Genomic DNA, 17,337 nt, shown 5'->3' on the forward strand with positions numbered 1-17,337 from the left:
GTCCGTTCTGGACGCGGCGGGTGGTGCAGTGGGCGAAATTTTCAGCTGGAGCTGCCGGTGAAACTTCGACGGACCCGTCTGGTGTGGCGCCATTGTTTGATCGCGGATCCGACGCTGGGTGCCACGACGGAGACAATCAGCAGCAGCCCGGTCACGGTGATGAGCACGACGTCGGACACCCGGGCCAGCCGGAGGGCGTAATTGAGGGTTCCGATCAGCAGGACGCCGGCGATCACGCCGGGGATGGATCCCTTGCCGCCGAAGATGGAGACGCCGCCCAGCAGGACGGCGGCGATGACGGCCAGTTCCAGGCCGGACGCGTTGTCGCTGCGGGCGCTCGTGTAGCGCAGCGTCCAGTAGATCCCGGCCAGGGCCGAGACTGCACCGGATGCCAAGTAGAGCCAGAACTTGCTGCGGGCCACCTTGATGCCGACAAAGCTGGCCGCTTCCTTGCTGTAGCCGATGGCGAACAGCCCGCGGCCAAAGGGCGTGAAGTGCAGCAGGACGCCGAAGAAGACAACGACGGCCACGACGCCGATCATGACGGTGGGGATGCCTGTGCCCCCCAGCTTGGAGGTGAAGAAAGCCGTTAGGGGTTTCGGGAAGTTGGCCACGGCGTTGTCGCCGATGGTCACCAGGGCCAGTCCCCGGAAGAGCGCGAGGGTGCCGATCGTGACCGCCAGGGAGGGCAGCCCAAGGACAGCGATCAGGAAGCCGTTGAACATGCCGGCCGCGATCCCGGCCAGCAGGCTGATCGCCAGGACCAGCCAGATGTCCATGCCGCCTGCCCAAAGCACACCCATCAGCGCGCTGGTCAGTCCGGCAATACTCGCCACGGAAAGGTCGATTTCCCCGGTGATGATGATCAGGGTCATCGGCATGGCGATCAGCAGGACCGGGATGACGTCCAAGAGCAGGAATCCAGTGGTGATGGGTGAGGCGAAACGCGGGATGGCGATGGCCGCGTAGACGAGGAACGCCAGCAGGGCATAGATCGTGATGGCGTCCCGGCCTGCCAGGATCCGCGCGGCGCCAGTCCGGCCCTTGGGTTCGGAGGCCAGCGGCTTGGTGCTGTCAGCCACCGGAGCCGGTGCAGTGCCGGTTGTCGATGTGGATTCAGACATTACGTGCCTCGCTTATCCGCAGTTTCTTGGCAGTGCGCAGGCTTGCCACGCGGTCGATGATGATGGCCGTGAGGATCAGCACGCCGACGATGGCTTGTTGCCAGAATTTGTCGACGCGCAGGGCGGTCAGGGAGCTGGTGATGGTGGTGAGCAGCAGCGCGCCGAGGGCGGCTCCGGTCACCGTTCCGCTGCCGCCGAAGATGGCCACTCCCCCGACGACGGCGGCGGCCACGACGGCCAGTTCCATACCCGTGCCGGTGGTGGCGCCGACGGAGTTGAAGCGGCTGGCGTAGAGCACGCCGGCCAGCCCCGCCAGGGCGCCGTTGGCCAGGAAGGCGAGGAGCACGCGCTTGGACACCTTGATGCCGAAGGCGGTGGCCGCGTCCGGATCCGAACCGATGGCGTAGAGGTCGCGTCCCGGACGGGTGCCGGCCATGTAGACCGCCACTGCGGCGACGACCAGGATGGCCAGCAGTGTAATGATGGGGAACCCCAGCACGGTGTCCACCGAGAGGGCGCCGAAGGCGTCCGGCCGGTCCCCGGCGAAGTACTGTTTCCCGCCCGCCCAGGCGTTGTTCAGGCCGCGGAAAACGTACAGGGTTCCAAGGGTGATGACGAGGGCGGGCACTTTTGCTGCGGTCACCAGGACGCCGTTGATCGCCCCGAGCAAGGCGCCGAATGCCATGCCAATGACGAACACCGCAAAAATCGGAATATCGGGCATGGCGGCGAAGATGGAGCCGGTGCCGAAGGCCACCAGCCCCAGCATCGACCCGACGGACAGGTCGATGTTCCGGGTGATGATCAGCAGGGTCTGCCCGACCGCCAGGATCATCACGATGGTGGCATTCAGCAGCAGGTCCTTGACGCCCTGAGGCGTGAGGAACAACGGGTTGATCAGGTAGGTGACGAGCACCAGCAGCACCAGCGCGATGATCACGGGCAGTTCCCGCAACCTTAAAACGGAGGCCAGGGCGCCACGGGCGCTGCCGGCGGGCGCCGCCGTCGTTGGCTTCTTGTGGTCCAGAGCTGAGCTCACAGGGTTCCTCCAGCGGAAGATGTTGCGGCGTGCATGACGGATTCAGGGCTGGCCACGACGCGGTCCAGTTCGGCGGTGATCCGCCCTTCGCGCATGACCAGGACCCGGTCCGCCATGCCGAGGACTTCGGGCAGTTCGGAGGAGATCATGAGGATGGCGATCCCCCGCCCCGCCAGGTCGGAAATGAGCCGGTGGACCTCGCTCTTGGTCCCGACGTCGATCCCGCGGGTGGGTTCGTCGATGATCAGGAGCTGCGGGTCGGTGGCCAGCCATTTGGCGAGCACCACTTTCTGCTGGTTTCCGCCGGAGAGGGTGGAGACAGCGTGTTCCGGCGATCCGGCCTTGACCTGGAGCCGCTTGCTCCAGTCCTGGGCGGCACGGCGTTCGGCGGCGCCGTTGATCAGGCCCGCGGTTGCCAGCTGGTTGCGCAGCGTGAGCGTGACGTTGCGGGCCACGGAGAGGTTCATGACCAGGCCCTGCTTGCGGCGGTCTTCGGGGACGAATCCCATACCCGCGGTGATGGCCGCCTGCGGATCGCGCGGTTTGAGTTTGCTGCCCTTGAAGCTGATCTCACCGGCGTCGTAGGGGTCGATGCCGAAGACGGCGCGCGCGACCTCCGTGCGGCCGGCGCCCACCAGGCCGGCCAGGGCCACGATCTCCCCGGACCGGACCTCGAAGCTGATGTCGTTGAAGACCCCGGCCCGGCTGAGGCCGTCGACCTTCAGGACGGTGTCGCCGATCTCGGCAACCGTTTTGGGGAAGAGCGCCTCGATGTCGCGGCCGACCATCTCGCGGACAATCTCCGCTACGGTGACGTCAGTCGTCCGGTGCGTGGAGATGTACCGGCCGTCCCGCATGACCGTGATCCGGTCGCACAGATCAAAAACCTCGTCGAAGCGGTGCGAGATGAAGAGGATCCCGGTGCCCTTGTCCCGGAGGCTGCGGGCGACGGCGAACAGCCGCTCCACCTCCACTCCGCTGAGCGCGGCGGTCGGCTCGTCCATCACGAGCACCTTGGCGTCGAGCGAGATGGCCTTGGCGATTTCGATGATCTGCTGGTCCGCGATGGACAGGCCCTCGGCGATCCGGGTCGGATCGATGGGGACGCCGAGGCGGTCGAAGAGCTTGCTGGCCTCCCGGACCATGGCGGCCCTGCTGATCAGGCCGAACCGGCCCTTGGGCTGGCGTCCGACGAAAATGTTCTCCGCGACGCTGAGGTCCGGAAAGAGTGTGGGTTCCTGGTAGATGACCGAGATCCCCGCGGCTTTGCTCTCACCGACGTTGCGGAACTGGACGCTCTCCCCGCCGACCCTGAAGTCGCCGGAGTCCGGGTGGTGCAGCCCGGCCAGGATCTTGACGAGGGTGGACTTTCCGGCGCCGTTCTCGCCGACCAGCGCGTGGACTTCGCCGGCCCGGATTTCGATGGTGCCGTCGGCCAGCGCCACCACCGGCCCGAAGGTCTTGGCCGCATGGGAAAGGGAAAGTACCGGCCCCGGGGTGTCCGCTGAGACACCGGATCGGGAACTGTCTGTCTGCTGCATGAAAATAACCGCACCTTTGGGGCTGAGTGAACACAATAATGAATCGTTTCAGAGTTACCGTGATTTGAATCATAGGAGCACGGCAGGGAGGTCGTCAAGAGACGTCAGAATTCTCCGGCGGGTATTATTTGATTCGTTTCAATGAAAGGGTTCAAAATCTGCCCGTGGCAGGTATCCTGAGGGCATCAACTTCGGTACGCCTGTTTGCCCCTCCCCGCGGCAGCAGCGTCTGCATTCAGGAGCTCAGGCATGGTTTCAGCCAGCGTCAAAGACGTCGCGGCCCTGGCCGGCGTCTCCGTCGGGACGGTATCGAACGTGCTGAACCGGCCGGAGAAGGTGTCCGCGCAGGTCGCCTCCCGCGTGCAGGCCGCGATCGACAAACTCGGCTTCGTGCGCAACGACGCCGCCCGCCAGCTCCGCGCCGGCATGAGCCACAGCGTTGGCTTGGTGGTGCTCGACGCCGCCAACCCCTTTTTCACCGATCTGGCCAGAGGAGCCGAGGACCGGGCGGCTGCCGAACATTTCACTGTCCTGGTGGGCAACAGCAACGAGGACCCGGGACGGGAGGCGGCCTATCTGGATCTGTTTGAACAACAGCGGGTCCGCGGGGTGCTGATCTCCCCCGTCGGCAATGTGATCCCCCGGCTGGAACAGCTGCGCCGCCGGGGCATCCCCACGGTCCTGGTGGACCGGCAGACGGACAACCTGAGTTTCTCCTCGGTCGCCGTGGACGACCTGGCCGGCGGCGAAATGGCCGTCGCGCACCTGCTGTCCGTGGGCCGGCGGCGGATCGCCTTCGTGGGCGGCCCGGAAAGCATCCGCCAGGTGGCAGACCGGCTGTCCGGTGCGCGCAAAGCCATCGAAGCCTCGCCCGGCGCCAGCCTGGAAGTCATCGGGACGGAGTCGCTGACCGTCCTGTCCGGCCGTGCCGCCGGTGAGGCCATCCGGCGCCGGCCCGCGGCGGAACGTCCCGATGCGATCTTCGCGGCCAACGATCTGCTCGCGGTGGGTGTCCTGCAGGGCCTAATGCTGATGGGCGGCGTGCCGGTGCCGCAGGAGATTGCGCTGATCGGCTACGACGATATCGAGTTCGCCGCGGCCGCGGTGGTGCCCCTGTCGTCCATCCGGCAGCCCAGCGCCCTGATTGGATCGACCGCCCTGGAGCTGCTACTCCGCGAGGCCAACCCGGACAACGGGTTTGTGCCGCGCCAGGTCGTCTTTCCCCCTGAACTGGTGGTCCGGGAGTCCACCCAGGCCTGACGGACTCGGGCGCCGGCCGGGAGGGGGTAGGTGCCGCAGATCCTGCGGCCACGAGGACGCCCGACAGGGCAACGGCTCAGGTTCCGCAGAACGTCCGGTAGGCGCCGAAGTCCTCGGGCGCGGCGGCGGCGTACCGCTCCAGGCCGGGGCGCTCCTCGTACGGCGTGGTCACAGCGTCCAGCAGGCGAGCGAGCGGACCCAGATCGCCGCCCGTGGCGGCGGCCAGGGCCTCCTCCACCAGGTGGTTGCGCGGGATGTAGGCGGGGTTGACCCGGTCCATCGCGTCGGCGTCGGGACTCAGGGCGCTCCAGCGCGCGAACCACGCATCGAACGCTGACGGATCAGGCAGCAGGCTCCGCACCGGTTCGGTATCACCCCGGGCGGCCGTGCTAAGACTCCGAAAGAACGAGGTGTAGTCAGCCCCGCCCGCCTGGAGAAGGCTGAGCACCTCGTCCACGAGAGGCGAGGCCACGCCGTCGTCGAACCCGGCAGGCAGGCCGAGTTTGGCCGCCATGCCGGCCGACCACTCCGCGCTGTACTGCCGGCGGAACGCGGCGAGGGATTCTTGTGCCTGGGCGACCGCCTGCTCCTGCTCCTCGTGGAGGAGGGGCAGCAGGGACTCCGCGAGCCGCGTGAGGTTCCATTCCGCGATGAGCGGCTGGTTGCGGTACGCGTAGCGCCCGGTCTCGTCGATCGAGCTGTAGACCGTGGCCGGGTCGAAGGCGTCCAGGAAGGCGCAAGGCCCGTAGTCGATGGTCTCGCCGGAGATGGTCATGTTGTCGGTGTTCATGACGCCATGGACGAATCCCACAAGCATCCACCGGGCCACCGGCGACGCCTGTGCGGCGACGACTGCCTGGAATAGGGCGAGATAGGGCTGCTCGGCGTCCGCGGCGCCGGGGTGGTGGCGGGCAATCGCATGGTCGGCGAGGCGGCGAAGGAGGTTGAGGTCTCCCGTGGCCCGGGCGTACTGGAAGCTGCCCACGCGCAGGTGGCTGGCGGCGACCCGTGTGAGCACGGCGCCTGGCAGCATGGTTTCGCGCAGCACCGCGCGGCCGGTCGCCACCACCGCGAGGGAGCGTGTGGTGGGGATGCCCAGGGCGTGCATCGCTTCGCTCACGATGTACTCCCGCAGCATCGGGCCGACCGTCGCCAAACCGTCGCCGCCGCGGGCGAACGGCGTGCGCCCGGAGCCCTTAAGGTGGACATCGCGCAGCTGGCCGTCCGTGTCCGTGATCTCGCCAAGCAGCAGCGCCCGGCCATCGCCGAGCCGTGGGGCCAACCAGCCGAACTGGTGGCCGGTGTAGGCCTGGGCCACAGGAGTGGCGCCGGTGGGGACCAGGTTGCCGATCAGGAAAAGCACCCCGTCGGAATCACGGAGATAGGCGGGGTCCAAGCCCAGCTCGGCGGCCAGGGGCTCGTTGAGCACGAGGAGTCTCGGGTCCGGTGCCTCCTCCGCCTGCCAGGGTATGGCCATTTCCGCGAGCTCCCGGGCGAAGCGTCCGTCAAAGGCGACGGTTGAAGGGGCTGCGGCAGTCATACACCCAGAATATCCTGCGGCACCCTCAGTTTGACGGGGCGGACACGTTCTCGATGGCGACCGTCTCGATGATCCTGGTGGACGGCTCTCCGACCAGCGCCGGCGCAGTCACACCGGTCTTCCAGGTGTCGTTCTGCAGCCGGCCCAGGAAATCCACGGCAGCTGCCTGCGTATCGAAATCCATCTCCAGCATCACGTAGTCCTCCTGGTCCAGGGGACGCGAGATCCGGTACGACCGCACCCCCGACGCGGCGCGGTTCAGGGGGTCGCTGTCGAAGGCCCTCCTCCACATGCCGAAGTCCCGGACCTGGTGTTCGATCTGCAGGGTAATCACTGGGGCACTCCTGTCGACGGCCTGTACATGCCCAACTGTAGGCCCGGAAGGCCGCTCCACGTAAGACGGCGGACAGGAGAGAGTTTCTGCCCGGGTCCGCAGCGTCGGTGCTGTTGCCGGGCGTGAGGCTGCGCCGTCCCCGCAAAGCCTCGGCATCATGCAGGGGCGGCGCTACCGGGCTCCAGCGCTACAGGCCTTCGGAGACGTTGAGAATGTTGCCCTCGCTATCGAGGAACCACGCAACCTTGCCTGCCGGAGTCGGAGCGATCCCGTTCTCGGTCTTCAGACCAGGGAAGTCATACTCCTCGAACACAACGCCGCGGCCGCGCAGATCCTGCATCTCGGCGTCGATGTCGCCTGTTACCCAGCCCATCTGGGTGTTCTTCGCCGTTCCGGCATTGTCGGTCTTGTAGAGCAGGAATGCCGTTCCCTTGCCGCAGCGGAACAGCAGGTTCTCCTCGTCCAGGGTGTCGGCGGGCTCGAGCCCGAGCACGTCACGGTAGTAGTTGCTCGCCCGGACGATGTCCTTGGCGGGGAGGACTGCGATGATTTCGAGATCTTTCAGCATGATTGTTTCTCCCTTTTGATCAGTGTTGATCAGGTTCCTGGAAGTCACCCCAGCTGCCATCCACTATGAAAAAGACGTCCGCCGGAAACTGGGTGTACCCGGCCCCGTCGTGCCGGCCCCGGGCCTCGATTCCCGGGTCAGCACCATGCTCGGCATCAGCGATGGGCGCACCGATCTGCTCCTCGCAGGTGCTGATGCGCATAATCGGAGGCTCGGGGCCGTGGGAGTCAAGACCGTCCGACATCACTGCCGGCGCGGCAGGAAATTTGTGGCCTGTGGCGGGTGACGGCATCGGTGAGGATGGCTAGGATTCGACCTCCGTGGTGCTGGTCGGGGCGCTGGCCTGGTCGGATTGGTGGCGCTGCCGGCGGCTCGCCAGCAGGAACGGCACGGCGATCAACTCGATCACGCCGCCGATCGCCAGCGAGGCAGGGTAGCCGTACACGTCGGCCGCCCGGCCAAGGACCGGCTGGACCACGACGCCCCCGCTGGAGCTGATGAGCGAGTCGAAGCTCAGCACCGTCGCCCGCTGCTTCGAGGAGATCATGTCGTTCAGGTAGGCCTGCCGCACCGGGGTGCCCGCCGAGGAGACCACGGCCCAGAGCGCCAGCAGCACGAGGGCCACCCAGAACACCCGGGTGAACCCGAGGACGACCAGAATCATGGCACTCATGATGCTGCTCAGAATCAGCACCGTCGTGCGTTTGCGGACAAGGTTACGGATGCCCGGCGCCAGCCAACCGCCGAGCACTTCCGCTCCCGCCACGAGTGCCGCCGCCAGGCCCGCCACGGAGTACGCGCGCGGGTCGCCGAAGAGCTCAAGGAGGTACGGCTGGAGGGCATAGAACACGTAGAACCCGACGCCGGCGCTGAACGGCGCGGCCAGCATCACGTAGCGCACGGGCGGGTTTTTCAAGCCGTTCTCGATAGAGGCGGAAAGGACGGCGCGGGTTGCCTGCAGAGGATGGGTCGAACGTTCGGGGGTGAATCCGACGTCGCGCATGAGGGCAAAGGCCACGACGAACATCGCCAGCAGGACACCCACGCGCAGCAGGAACGGCACGCCCAGGTTGGTGGCCTGCGCGATGACACCGCCGGCGACCGACCCGACGAGCATCCCTACGCCCGAGACCATTAGTCCGCGCCCGAGTACCGCCTCCAGCCCGCCTTCATAGCCCGAGAAGCGCAGCGCGTCGACGAGCCACGCCTCGACCGCGCCGGAGAAGAACGTGAATCCCAGACCGAGCAAGACCGACACCACCGCCCACCACAAGAACGGGGCGGAAAGCTGCCAGAGCAGGTAGTAGAGGTAGGTCGCGGCTGCCAGGGTCACGGTGCCGAGCAGGAACGAGACGCGGCGCCCCCACCCGTCGGCAACCACCCCGGTGGGCACCTCGAACAGGACCATACCGGCCGTGAAGAAGGCGTTCGCGGCAAAGGCCTCGAGGTTGCTGAGACCGGCATCCAACAGGAAGAGCGTATTGATCCCCCAGATGAAGGAGGCCGCGAGGGTATTGCCCAGCGTCAGCGTGAGGTAGATGCGCTGGATCTTGCGGGCGGCGGCGTTCATCGGAGGGCCGTCCCGGTCGGGGGCGAGGGGGACCACGGGCCCATTCTCGTCTCCTTCGTCCGCCCGCACCAGAGAAGGAGGAAACCGGGATGCGTCCGGGCGTGCTAAGACCTCCTCGGGCACGCCAAAGTGAATCGTCGACTGGTCCCCGGCGCCACTGTTCCGTGGAGCCTAGAGTGAACCGCCTGCGACCTCCGGCGTCCCCGCGTCATCGGACGGTCCCCCGTGGCCGCCTCCGTGGCCATGATGCCCGCCCTGCCTTCCGCCGTACTGGCCGGCGTCGCCCACCCTTTCGCGGGCAAGGAACGTTTCGACGTCGAAGAGGTTGTCGGCCCGGCGTGCGACATTGAGCAGTGTGGACATCGATGCCACCTCCTCGACCTGTTCCTTGAGGAACCAGAGCATAAACTGTTCGCCCAGCGGGTCGTTTTCCGCCCGGGCCGCCGCGAACAGTTCCTTGATGCGGTCCGTGACCTCCACCTCCTGGGCGAGTGCGAGGACCAGTGGTTCCTCCGCCGAGGCGAAGTCGTTCCGGACCGGGTCGATTCCCGGGATGGTGATCTTGATGCCGCGGTCCAGGATGTAGCGGACCATCATCATGGCGTGGTTCCGCTCCTCCAGCGATTGGCGGTAGAAGTGCTTGGCAAGCTGGGGCAGGTCCTGACCGTCGAACCAGGCAGCGATCGCGATGTACTGCTGGGAGGCCGCGAACTCATTGCCCACCTGGCGGGTCAGCAGCTCGTTGAATTGTGGGCTCATGGTGCTCTCCTCGAGTAGGCGTTCAAGGGTATGGACCTGGGGCGCCAAGGTTCTGCTGGTCCGGGACTGCCGGAGGGCCTGTATCGAGCGTCCTCCGCTTTGGTTCACCCCGTCAAGATCCCCGCCTCTGCCCGGTCCGGTTGCCGGGCTGAACACTGTTTGGGTGTCGCGGCCCCGGCACGTTGCTTGCACGCCTTGACACTTCCCGCCAGCCGGGAGTATCAACTGGGACTAAGGCAATTCCACGGGCCACTGCCCGTACTGGCAGGAGCAGGTCATGATCGCCCTCCACACCGTAATAGCGATCGTCGTCGTCGTCGTTCTTATCATCAAGGTCAAGGTCGATCCGGTGATCTCGCTGATGATCGGTTCGCTGTACTTGGGCCTCGCGACTGGTGTCGGCTTCACGGCGACGATCACGGCTATCGCCACTGGTTTCGGCGGCATCATGGGCGAGGTCGGCCTGCTCATCGGCTTCGGCGTGCTCATCGGGGCGATGCTCCATGCGATGGGCGCGTTCCGGAAGATGGTGACCATGCTCGTCAACGGCGTGGGCGCGAGCCGGCTCCCTTATGCACTGACTGCAGCGATGTCGACGATCTTTCCCTCGATCTACGTGGACGTGCAGGTTGTACTGGCCTCTCCGGTGGCGCGCTCGACCGGGCCCTTCATCGGCAGGACCGGCTTGCCGCAAATGTGCGGTGCTCTGGGGACGGGGATTTTTGCTGGCTACGTCTTCGTGATCCCGGGACTGGCCGCGGTCTCCATCGCGGGTCTGCTGAACATCCCGCTCGGCACCTGGCTGATCTACGGCTTCGTGCTCGGGCCGTTAACGGCGATCGTGACGACGTTGATCTTCCGACTGCTCCTGCGCGGCCGCTACTGGAAACCGGCCAAGGATGAAGAGGTCGATGAGGCGATGGTGGTGCAGGAGACCACCGAGCTGGCCGAGGAGGACACCGCGACGCCGCCGATGTTCGTCTGCCTGCTGCCTATTCTCGTGCCGCTGGTGATGATCGCGTTCGGTGCCTTCGCCCAGCTGTTCAATTTCTCCAATGATTTCATCGCATTCATCGGCGACGCCAACTTCGCGCTCTTCGTCGGCCTGCTCGGTGCCTACGTGCTTTGCCGGCGCACCCTCGGCTCGGAGGGTACAGGGACGGCGATGAGCGAGGGCTTCCACACCAGCGGCGAGATCCTACTCATCACCGGCATCGGCGGGTCCCTGGGTGCCGTCATTAGGGAGACCGGGCTGGACACGATCCTGGCCGATCTCTTCACCGCCGACGCACAGGCTCCGGTCATTCTCAGCATCCTGCTCGCCTGGTTCATCGCCGCGGTGCTGCACCTGGCGATCGGGTCGGTATCGGTGGCGGCCATAACGGCCGCCGGGATCATCGCACCGGTACTCGCGTCGATCAATGTCCCGCCGATCGCCGTCGGCCTCGCCATCGCCTCCGGCGCGATGTTCGCCCTTCAGGTCAACAGCAACTTCTTCTGGATGTTCAAGTCGCTGCTCGGGCTGTCGACCCAAGGAACCTTCAAGACCCTGACAATGGTCACCTCCATCGCCTCTGTGGTCTCGCTGCCGTTGGTCATGGCGGTGGCATTCATCGCCTAGTCAAGGATGAGCCATGGTGACTGACGGCACCCGCCCGGGCGGGCCGGTCGAGAGCATCGCAGCGGGCAGACCACCCCTCGGCACGACGGCGGCTGTCACCACGATGATGCGCCGGAGCGCCGTCCCGGGCCTCTCCCTAGCCGTCGTGAACCGCGATCGGGTGATCTTCGCCGCCGGTTACGGCCTCGCCGACCGTGCTACGAAGACTCCGGCAACCGCCTCGACGTCGTACCTGTGGTTCTCCATGTCCAAGATCGTGACCGCGACGGCGGCGTGCCGGCTCGCTGACGAAGGCCGCCTCGATCTGGACGCCCCGGTCGACGAGTACGTTGAATACCTGCAGGCGGCGCCCGGGACGACGACGCCGAACGTGGGCCAGCTGCTCAACCACACCGCCGGTTTCGGCAACCCGATGCCCGTGCGCTGGGTCCACCCGGCCGCCGCGGATCCGCCGGATCCCGAGGCCCTTCTCCGCCGTCTGATGGGCAGGCGCCGCGCCTACCGGTACCCGGCGGGGCGGACTGCCAGGTACTCCAACGTCGGCTACCTTGCCGCCGGACAGGTCATCGCCGCCGCGTCCGGGATGCCCTTCGAGGCTTATGTCCGCCAGTCCGTCCTGCGGCCTGTGGGCATGGAACACACCGGATTCCGCTATCAGGACGGCGCGGACCAGGCGACCGGTTACGTCAAGGCGCCGCGGATCGTGGACCCCCTGCTGCGCGGCCTTCTGCCCGGCGGGATCGCCGGGTCCCGCCACGGGCCGGACCTGTCACTGAACCTCTTCTACGTGGACGGGCCCGCCTACGGCGGCCTGGTGGGCGATGTGCTGGATGCCGGCAGGTTCCTCCGCCTGCACCTTGGCGACGGCGAGATCGACGGCACCCGGGTCCTCTCCCCCGGGTCGGCCCGCCGCATGCGCACCATCGACCAGGCGGGTAAACCGTTCGACCACGGAACCGGCTGGTTCCGCCGGCCGACGAAGACCCCGGGGCAGTGGGTGGAGCATTTCGGCGCCGGCGCGGGCTTCTGGAACGTCATGCGCCTCTACCCCGGCATCGGTCTCGGCATCGGTGTTATGGGCAACAGCACCCGCATGTACGAGTTCGAACCTCTGTTCGCCCTTCTGGCATCAGCGCCATGGGCCTGATCGCCGTCACCACCCGGCACTGTACCCTCAGGCCTGGCGCCCGCGCCGCCCCAGCAGATAGACACCGACGCCGGCCAGGCACCCCCAAAACGGAGACACGACACCCCACGGGGCAATGCCCGACGCCGTCACGGCCAGTGTAATCAGCGCGGCCTCCTGTTCGGCCGGGCGCCCCTCAGCGCCCAGGACCACGTCCCGGACGGCTCCCTGGAACGCGCCGAGCAGTGCCACCCCCGCCAGGGCGGTCAGCATCGGTGCGGGGACGACAGCAAACAAGGCCACGACGGCCGTGCTGAAAATCCCGAAAACCAGGTAGAAAACTCCGCAGGCAACACCGGCCATGTACCGCCGCCTGGAATCCTCGTGGGCTTCCGGCCCCGCACAAATGCCCGCCGTGATGGCGGCAAGGTTGATGGCGTGGCTCCCGAACGGGGCAAAAATCACGGAAGCGACGCCGGCTCCGCCCAGAAGCAGCCTGTCATTGGGCACATATCCGCTGCTGGTCATCATCGCCAGCCCTGGTCCGTTCTGGCCCGCCGTCGTGACAATCAGCAGCGGCACGGCAATCCCCATGACCGCCGAAATGCTGAACGTGGGTGTCGTCCACAAGGGGCCCGCCAGCGCGAGGGACAGCTGCGGGGTGGAAATTCCACCGGTCAATATCCCCAGCAGCACCCCGGCGAAGAGCGCCACTATAACCGCGTAGCGGGGAACAAACCGCTTCGCCGCGAAATACGCCATCACCAGCCCGCCCGCCATCAGCGGCGAGGACACGACTGCGCCGGCTGCGTTGAGCACGAACGGCAACAGCACACCCGCCAGCACGCCGGCGAGTATTGGCCCGGGCACTACAGACAGCAGCCGGCCGAAGAGACCGGTAACGCCCAGCACGGTCGCCAGCACGCCTGCGACCAGGTAGGCGCCAATGGCATCCGAGTAGGAATAGTTCCCCAGTGCGGTCAGGAGCAACGCGGCTCCCGGCACTGACCAGGCGACCATCACAGGCTGCCTGGTGACCAGGCTGAGCACCGAGCACACCACGCCGCTGGCGATGGAAATCGCCCAAACCCAGGACGTGGTCTGACCGGTGCTGAGTCCCGCATTCTTGGCTGACTGGAGAACCACCAGCAGCGGTCCCGAGTAGGAAACCACGACGGCGACGAGCCCGGCCATCACAGCGGACAGGGACATTGCCGCGCGCAGGCTCGAGGGCCCCGCTGCGCGCGGATGCGCTGGCGGCGTCTTCGATGTCAACGCCATGAATCGCCGCCGCTAGAGGGCAAGGTCCGACGGGTGCCCGGCAAGGGGCGTGATGTCCATCTTCATGTGCGGGAACAAGGGCAGCCCCCACAGGATCTCGTGCAGGCGTTCGTTGCTGGCGACGTCGAAGATACTGAGGTTTGCGTACTCGCCGACGCAACGCCAGATGTTCCTCCATTCGCCGGTGCGCTGGAGTTCCTGCGAGTAGGCCTTTTCCCTGGCGAGGAGCTCCGTTCTGGCCTGGGGGTCCATATCGAACGGGATGCTGACATCCATTCGGACTGCAAAGTGCATGTGTTGTTCCTTCCCTGGGTTGTACCTGGAGCTGTCGGTGACGCCCGCCAGGCTCAGGCGCGGACAGTGTCCAGCACGAAGTCGTACGTCACTTCGTTGCCCGGTGCAGCCGCCCGGGCAGTCGGGGCCAGGACCAGTTCGGGCTTGACGGCCGAGGCGATGTCGTCGGAGAGGTGCTGGTCGCCTTCGAAGTAGAGCTGTGCCGTGAGCAGCTGGCGGCCGGGCGCGGACACTTTCAGGTGCAGGTGCGCGGGCCGCCAGGCGTGCCATCCGGCCGCCGCAATGAGCTTGCCGCAGGCACCGTCGGTCGGGATCTGGTACGGGGCCGGCTGGACGGTGTTGAGCGCGAAGTTGCCCTCGGCGTCTGCGACGACGGTGCCGCGGAGGTTCCACTCGGGCAGGCCGGGCGCGAACTGGGAGTAGAACCCGTTGTCGTCCGCGTGCCAGATTTCCACCTTCGCGCCGGGCAACGGGGTGCCGTCAACGCCGCGGACCTGGCCCTGGAACAGCAGGGGTGTGCCGCCTTCGCCGTCCCGCATCGGCAGCGTGGCCGGCGTTGGGAACTCCGGCGAACCCGGAATGTAGTACGGGCCCTCGATGGTGCCCTTGTTGCCCTCGCGGTCCTCCGTGGAGACCTCTTCAACGACGTGTTCCACCCAGACATCCAGGAATAGCGGCCACTCCCCGTCCTCGCCCACGCCGATCAGCCAGGCTTTCAGGGCGTTGAACTCGTCATAGCTGACCTTGTGCTTTCGGACGGTCTCATAGACTGCGCCCAGGACCGCGTTGGCCAGCAGGGACACGCGTTCCGTCGGAACGTTCAGGGCCTCGGTCTTGCCGCTTTCACGGAACCGTTCGGTGGCGGCGTTGCCGGACTCTGCGGCTTTGGCGTCAAATTCATTCAGCTGGGATGTCATCATTGACTCACTTTCTTGGTCAGTGCCGGCGGCTGTGCAGGCACGTCGTTGGGAATTGATGTGTTCGGTCTTCAGTTGCCCTGGTCGAGGCGGTATCTGGCCAGCTTCTCCGGGTCGATGTCGATTCCGATCCCCGGCGACTGGCGCGTTGACAGGCGCCCGGAAACAATCTCCAGGGGCTCCGTCAGGAGGTCATCGCTCATGTCCAGGAAGTTGGAAAGCTCGCCCGCGCGCAGCGTGGTGGACTTGAAGGCGGCACCGAACGCGACCGTGCAAAGAGTGCCGACCTGGCCGTCAATTTGGTTGCCCATCACGACCTCCGCGCCCATTCCGTCGCACTGGAACAGGATGCGCTGGGAGTGGGAGAAACCGGTGCGGGCCGTCTTGATGCTGACCGCGTTGGCAGCCCCGCTCAGCAGCTCCCGGGTGACTTCACCGGGAGTTGTGGCGCTCTCGTCGGCCACAAACGGGACGGGGCAGTGATCCACGAGCCATCTGCGGCCGAGAACGTCATCTGCCGGACACAGCTCTTCGGCCAGCGTCAGGTCGAGGTCCGCCATGGCGTTGAGCGCCCGGAGGGATTCCGACGGCGTCCACCCCCGGTTGCCGTCGATGTACAGTTCAATGTCGTCGCCCAGGTCCTCCCGCAGCGCCCGGCAAACGTCGACGTCGAGCCTGAACGGCTTACGGCCCACCTTCACCTTGAAGGTGGTGATCCCGTAGGTGTCGCGCATGCGCTCGGCTTCGGCAACCATTTTCGCCGGCTCTGCGAAGCCGAGCATGTGGCTGACCCTCATGCTGCCGGAGTAACCGCCAAGCAGGGCCGTGACGGGCTGGTCCAAGGTCTTTCCGATGACGTCCCAGATTGCCATGTCGATAGCGGATTTGGCGGTCGGATTGCCGACCGTCCGGTCCATGACTCCATGGACCGCCTCGCGGTCCATGACGTCCATCCCCGCGATTGCCGGCGCGAAAAGCGTCTGAATGACAGCCACGATGGATTCCTGGGTCTCCCCGTAGGTGAACGGCCGGGCCGGCGCCTCAGCGACGCCCACGACGCCGTCGTCGCTCATGACCCGCACCAGAACGTGTTGTGCGGTATGAACCTCCCCGCTCGCGAAGCGCAGCGGCTTGCTATAGGGGATGGCGAACGGGATCGTCTCAATAGAGCGTATTTTCACGGGAGCCCTCCGGGGCGGGTCGGGTCGATAAAGATTTTGTTGTCGTCCAGCATCATGAGGAAGCTGCCGACCAGGGCCGAGCTGTCGTTGTGTCGCCACGCCAGCGCAAGGTCTACTGCGTCCGCTCCGAGCAGCGTCCGGTAGAGGACACCCTCCAGTGCGATCCCCCGCACGGACTCGGGCAGAACGGCGACGCCCAGGCCAGCGGCCACCAGCGACAGCTGGGTGGAAGTTTTTGCTGATTCGTGGGCAACGTGAGGGTGGAAATCGGCCGCCGTGCACGCGCGGATGACGGCATCGTTGACCACTGACCGTGACCCTGCCGGGTACATGATGAAGTCTTCGGCCCGTAGTTCGCCGATGGTCACGGAATCCTCCGCGGCAAGCCGGTGACCGGCCGGAAGGGCTACCACAAACTGTTCACGGGCAATGGGTCGCAAGGTCAGGGATGCATCCCGCACGGGCGGGCGCAGGACTCCGATGTCCAGCTCGCCTGACAACAGGGCCAGCTCGATGGCCGCTGTAAGCATTTCGGTGCTGATGTCCAGCGCAACGCCGGGCAATTCATCCTTGACGAGCCGGGCCAGGCGCGGGACCTGAGTGTACGACGCCGTCCCCGTCAGCCCCATGCGGATCGTACCGGCTTTTCCGTCTGCGAATTGGCGGGCCCTGCGGGCCGCGTCGTCCACGCTCCGCAGAATCCGACGCGCGTCCTCGAGGAAGACTTCACCGGCCGGCGTGAGTTTGACGCTGCGCGTGGTCCGGGCGAGTAGTTCGACCTTGAGTTCGGCTTCGAGTTGCCGGATCTGCTGGGACAGCGGGGGCTGGGCCATTTGCAGGCGTTCAGCCGCCTGGCCGAAATGGCGGGCCTCGGCCACCGCCACGAAGTAACGCAGGTGACGCAGTTCCATGCCGCACCGGCTCCTTCCGTCGTCATCGCTGGTCGGCGGGGCTCAAGGCGCCCCTCATTCCGCGGCCGGCTTCCGGGCCGCCGCAGCCCACCATGGTTGCTTGTTGGTTCAACAGCGTAGGGCCGAATTTAGTATTCAACAAATACTCAATTCGTAATTTTTCAGACGATCTAGATATCAATAGGACCCTAGGTGTTCCTAGGCAAATGCCTAGTGTGATGCGTGCCACGCACTGGCAGGGTTGGTGCATTCACCATTGACCGGCCGATCG

Annotated in this window: 17 protein-coding genes; 3 read left to right on the top strand and 14 right to left on the bottom strand. The window is 66.2% G+C overall.

What is annotated here, in order from left to right; genetic code table 11:
• Window positions 1-41: 41 nt before the first annotated feature.
• From ACZYZ5_RS10740 to ACZYZ5_RS10750, 3 genes are read right to left on the bottom strand one after another with little or no spacing between them, the layout of a single operon-like run.
• Window positions 42-1,124 (bottom strand): ABC transporter permease, encoded by a 1,083-nt coding sequence (locus ACZYZ5_RS10740; protein WP_463901681.1) that lies wholly within the window; start codon window positions 1,122-1,124, stop codon window positions 42-44.
• Window positions 1,117-2,163: an ABC transporter permease gene (locus ACZYZ5_RS10745; protein WP_463901682.1), complete on the bottom strand. Its 1,047-nt coding sequence runs from the start codon at window positions 2,161-2,163 to the stop codon at window positions 1,117-1,119. The genes ACZYZ5_RS10740 and ACZYZ5_RS10745 overlap by 8 nt, the downstream gene beginning before the upstream one ends.
• Complete coding sequence (locus ACZYZ5_RS10750) at window positions 2,160-3,704, bottom strand: sugar ABC transporter ATP-binding protein (protein ID WP_463901683.1); 1,545 nt, start codon at window positions 3,702-3,704, stop codon at window positions 2,160-2,162. Before ACZYZ5_RS10750 ends, ACZYZ5_RS10745 begins: the two co-directional genes overlap by 4 nt.
• A gap of 249 nt (window positions 3,705-3,953) precedes the next feature.
• Here ACZYZ5_RS10750 and ACZYZ5_RS10755 point away from each other — a divergent pair, with 249 nt between their 5' ends.
• On the top strand, window positions 3,954-4,964 hold the full coding sequence (locus ACZYZ5_RS10755) for a LacI family DNA-binding transcriptional regulator (RefSeq protein ID WP_463901685.1): 1,011 nt from the start codon (window positions 3,954-3,956) through the stop codon (window positions 4,962-4,964).
• 76 nt (window positions 4,965-5,040) lie between these two features.
• Here the strand turns inward: ACZYZ5_RS10755 and ACZYZ5_RS10760 are convergent, their stop codons facing one another.
• The 6 genes from ACZYZ5_RS10760 to ACZYZ5_RS10785 form a co-directional block, all read right to left on the bottom strand.
• Entirely contained in the window at window positions 5,041-6,504 is a 1,464-nt protein-coding gene (locus tag ACZYZ5_RS10760; RefSeq protein ID WP_463901687.1) for a protein adenylyltransferase SelO, read from the bottom strand.
• Between the two features lie 25 nt (window positions 6,505-6,529).
• Entirely contained in the window at window positions 6,530-6,838 is a 309-nt protein-coding gene (locus tag ACZYZ5_RS10765) for a hypothetical protein (RefSeq protein WP_463901689.1), read from the bottom strand.
• A 187-nt stretch (window positions 6,839-7,025) separates the two neighbouring features.
• Entirely contained in the window at window positions 7,026-7,406 is a 381-nt protein-coding gene (locus ACZYZ5_RS10770; protein WP_463901691.1) for a VOC family protein, read from the bottom strand.
• Window positions 7,407-7,425: 19 nt separating this feature from the next.
• Entirely contained in the window at window positions 7,426-7,608 is a 183-nt protein-coding gene (locus tag ACZYZ5_RS10775; RefSeq protein ID WP_463901693.1) for a hypothetical protein, read from the bottom strand.
• A 102-nt stretch (window positions 7,609-7,710) separates the two neighbouring features.
• Window positions 7,711-8,976 (bottom strand): MFS transporter, encoded by a 1,266-nt coding sequence (locus tag ACZYZ5_RS10780; protein ID WP_463901806.1) that lies wholly within the window; start codon window positions 8,974-8,976, stop codon window positions 7,711-7,713.
• A gap of 171 nt (window positions 8,977-9,147) precedes the next feature.
• Window positions 9,148-9,735: a ferritin gene (locus tag ACZYZ5_RS10785; RefSeq protein ID WP_463901694.1), complete on the bottom strand. Its 588-nt coding sequence runs from the start codon at window positions 9,733-9,735 to the stop codon at window positions 9,148-9,150.
• 277 nt (window positions 9,736-10,012) lie between these two features.
• Between ACZYZ5_RS10785 and ACZYZ5_RS10790 the strand changes: the two genes are divergently transcribed.
• Together ACZYZ5_RS10790 and ACZYZ5_RS10795 are read left to right on the top strand one after the other, a co-directional pair.
• Window positions 10,013-11,356: a GntP family permease gene (locus ACZYZ5_RS10790; RefSeq protein ID WP_463901695.1), complete on the top strand. Its 1,344-nt coding sequence runs from the start codon at window positions 10,013-10,015 to the stop codon at window positions 11,354-11,356.
• 13 nt (window positions 11,357-11,369) lie between these two features.
• On the top strand, window positions 11,370-12,503 hold the full coding sequence (locus ACZYZ5_RS10795; RefSeq protein ID WP_463901697.1) for a serine hydrolase domain-containing protein: 1,134 nt from the start codon (window positions 11,370-11,372) through the stop codon (window positions 12,501-12,503).
• A gap of 27 nt (window positions 12,504-12,530) precedes the next feature.
• On the opposite strand, the gene ACZYZ5_RS10800 is transcribed toward ACZYZ5_RS10795, so the two are convergent.
• The 5 genes from ACZYZ5_RS10800 to ACZYZ5_RS10820 all read right to left on the bottom strand — a co-directional run bounded on the left by ACZYZ5_RS10800 (window position 12,531) and on the right by ACZYZ5_RS10820 (window position 17,066).
• On the bottom strand, window positions 12,531-13,694 hold the full coding sequence (locus ACZYZ5_RS10800) for a benzoate/H(+) symporter BenE family transporter (protein WP_463901699.1): 1,164 nt from the start codon (window positions 13,692-13,694) through the stop codon (window positions 12,531-12,533).
• An 81-nt stretch (window positions 13,695-13,775) separates the two neighbouring features.
• Entirely contained in the window at window positions 13,776-14,057 is a 282-nt protein-coding gene (gene catC / locus ACZYZ5_RS10805; RefSeq protein WP_463901700.1) for a muconolactone Delta-isomerase, read from the bottom strand.
• Between the two features lie 53 nt (window positions 14,058-14,110).
• The gene (catA, locus tag ACZYZ5_RS10810) at window positions 14,111-14,977 is read right to left on the bottom strand and encodes a catechol 1,2-dioxygenase (RefSeq protein WP_463901702.1); all 867 of its coding nucleotides are present in this window, start codon (window positions 14,975-14,977) and stop codon (window positions 14,111-14,113) included.
• 68 nt (window positions 14,978-15,045) lie between these two features.
• On the bottom strand, window positions 15,046-16,155 hold the full coding sequence (locus ACZYZ5_RS10815; RefSeq protein WP_463901703.1) for a mandelate racemase/muconate lactonizing enzyme family protein: 1,110 nt from the start codon (window positions 16,153-16,155) through the stop codon (window positions 15,046-15,048).
• Complete coding sequence (locus tag ACZYZ5_RS10820; RefSeq protein WP_463901705.1) at window positions 16,152-17,066, bottom strand: LysR family transcriptional regulator; 915 nt, start codon at window positions 17,064-17,066, stop codon at window positions 16,152-16,154. The genes ACZYZ5_RS10815 and ACZYZ5_RS10820 overlap by 4 nt, the downstream gene beginning before the upstream one ends.
• Window positions 17,067-17,337 lie beyond the last annotated feature (271 nt).

Source organism: Pseudarthrobacter ribosi (assembly GCF_055412865.1).

Coding starts and splice junctions, on each gene's coding strand:
- ACZYZ5_RS10740 (WP_463901681.1), bottom strand. CDS start 1,124: ATGTCTGAATCCACATCGACAACCGGCACTGCACCGGCTCCGGTGGCT.
- ACZYZ5_RS10750 (WP_463901683.1), bottom strand. CDS start 3,704: ATGCAGCAGACAGACAGTTCCCGATCCGGTGTCTCAGCGGACACCCCG.
- ACZYZ5_RS10755 (WP_463901685.1), top strand. CDS start 3,954: ATGGTTTCAGCCAGCGTCAAAGACGTCGCGGCCCTGGCCGGCGTCTCC.
- ACZYZ5_RS10760 (WP_463901687.1), bottom strand. CDS start 6,504: ATGACTGCCGCAGCCCCTTCAACCGTCGCCTTTGACGGACGCTTCGCC.
- ACZYZ5_RS10770 (WP_463901691.1), bottom strand. CDS start 7,406: ATGCTGAAAGATCTCGAAATCATCGCAGTCCTCCCCGCCAAGGACATC.
- ACZYZ5_RS10775 (WP_463901693.1), bottom strand. CDS start 7,608: ATGCGCATCAGCACCTGCGAGGAGCAGATCGGTGCGCCCATCGCTGAT.
- ACZYZ5_RS10780 (WP_463901806.1), bottom strand. CDS start 8,976: ATGAACGCCGCCGCCCGCAAGATCCAGCGCATCTACCTCACGCTGACG.
- ACZYZ5_RS10785 (WP_463901694.1), bottom strand. CDS start 9,735: ATGAGCCCACAATTCAACGAGCTGCTGACCCGCCAGGTGGGCAATGAG.
- ACZYZ5_RS10790 (WP_463901695.1), top strand. CDS start 10,013: ATGATCGCCCTCCACACCGTAATAGCGATCGTCGTCGTCGTCGTTCTT.
- ACZYZ5_RS10795 (WP_463901697.1), top strand. CDS start 11,370: ATGGTGACTGACGGCACCCGCCCGGGCGGGCCGGTCGAGAGCATCGCA.
- ACZYZ5_RS10800 (WP_463901699.1), bottom strand. CDS start 13,694: ATGTCCCTGTCCGCTGTGATGGCCGGGCTCGTCGCCGTCGTGGTTTCC.
- catC (WP_463901700.1), bottom strand. CDS start 14,057: ATGCACTTTGCAGTCCGAATGGATGTCAGCATCCCGTTCGATATGGAC.
- catA (WP_463901702.1), bottom strand. CDS start 14,977: ATGATGACATCCCAGCTGAATGAATTTGACGCCAAAGCCGCAGAGTCC.
- ACZYZ5_RS10820 (WP_463901705.1), bottom strand. CDS start 17,066: ATGGAACTGCGTCACCTGCGTTACTTCGTGGCGGTGGCCGAGGCCCGC.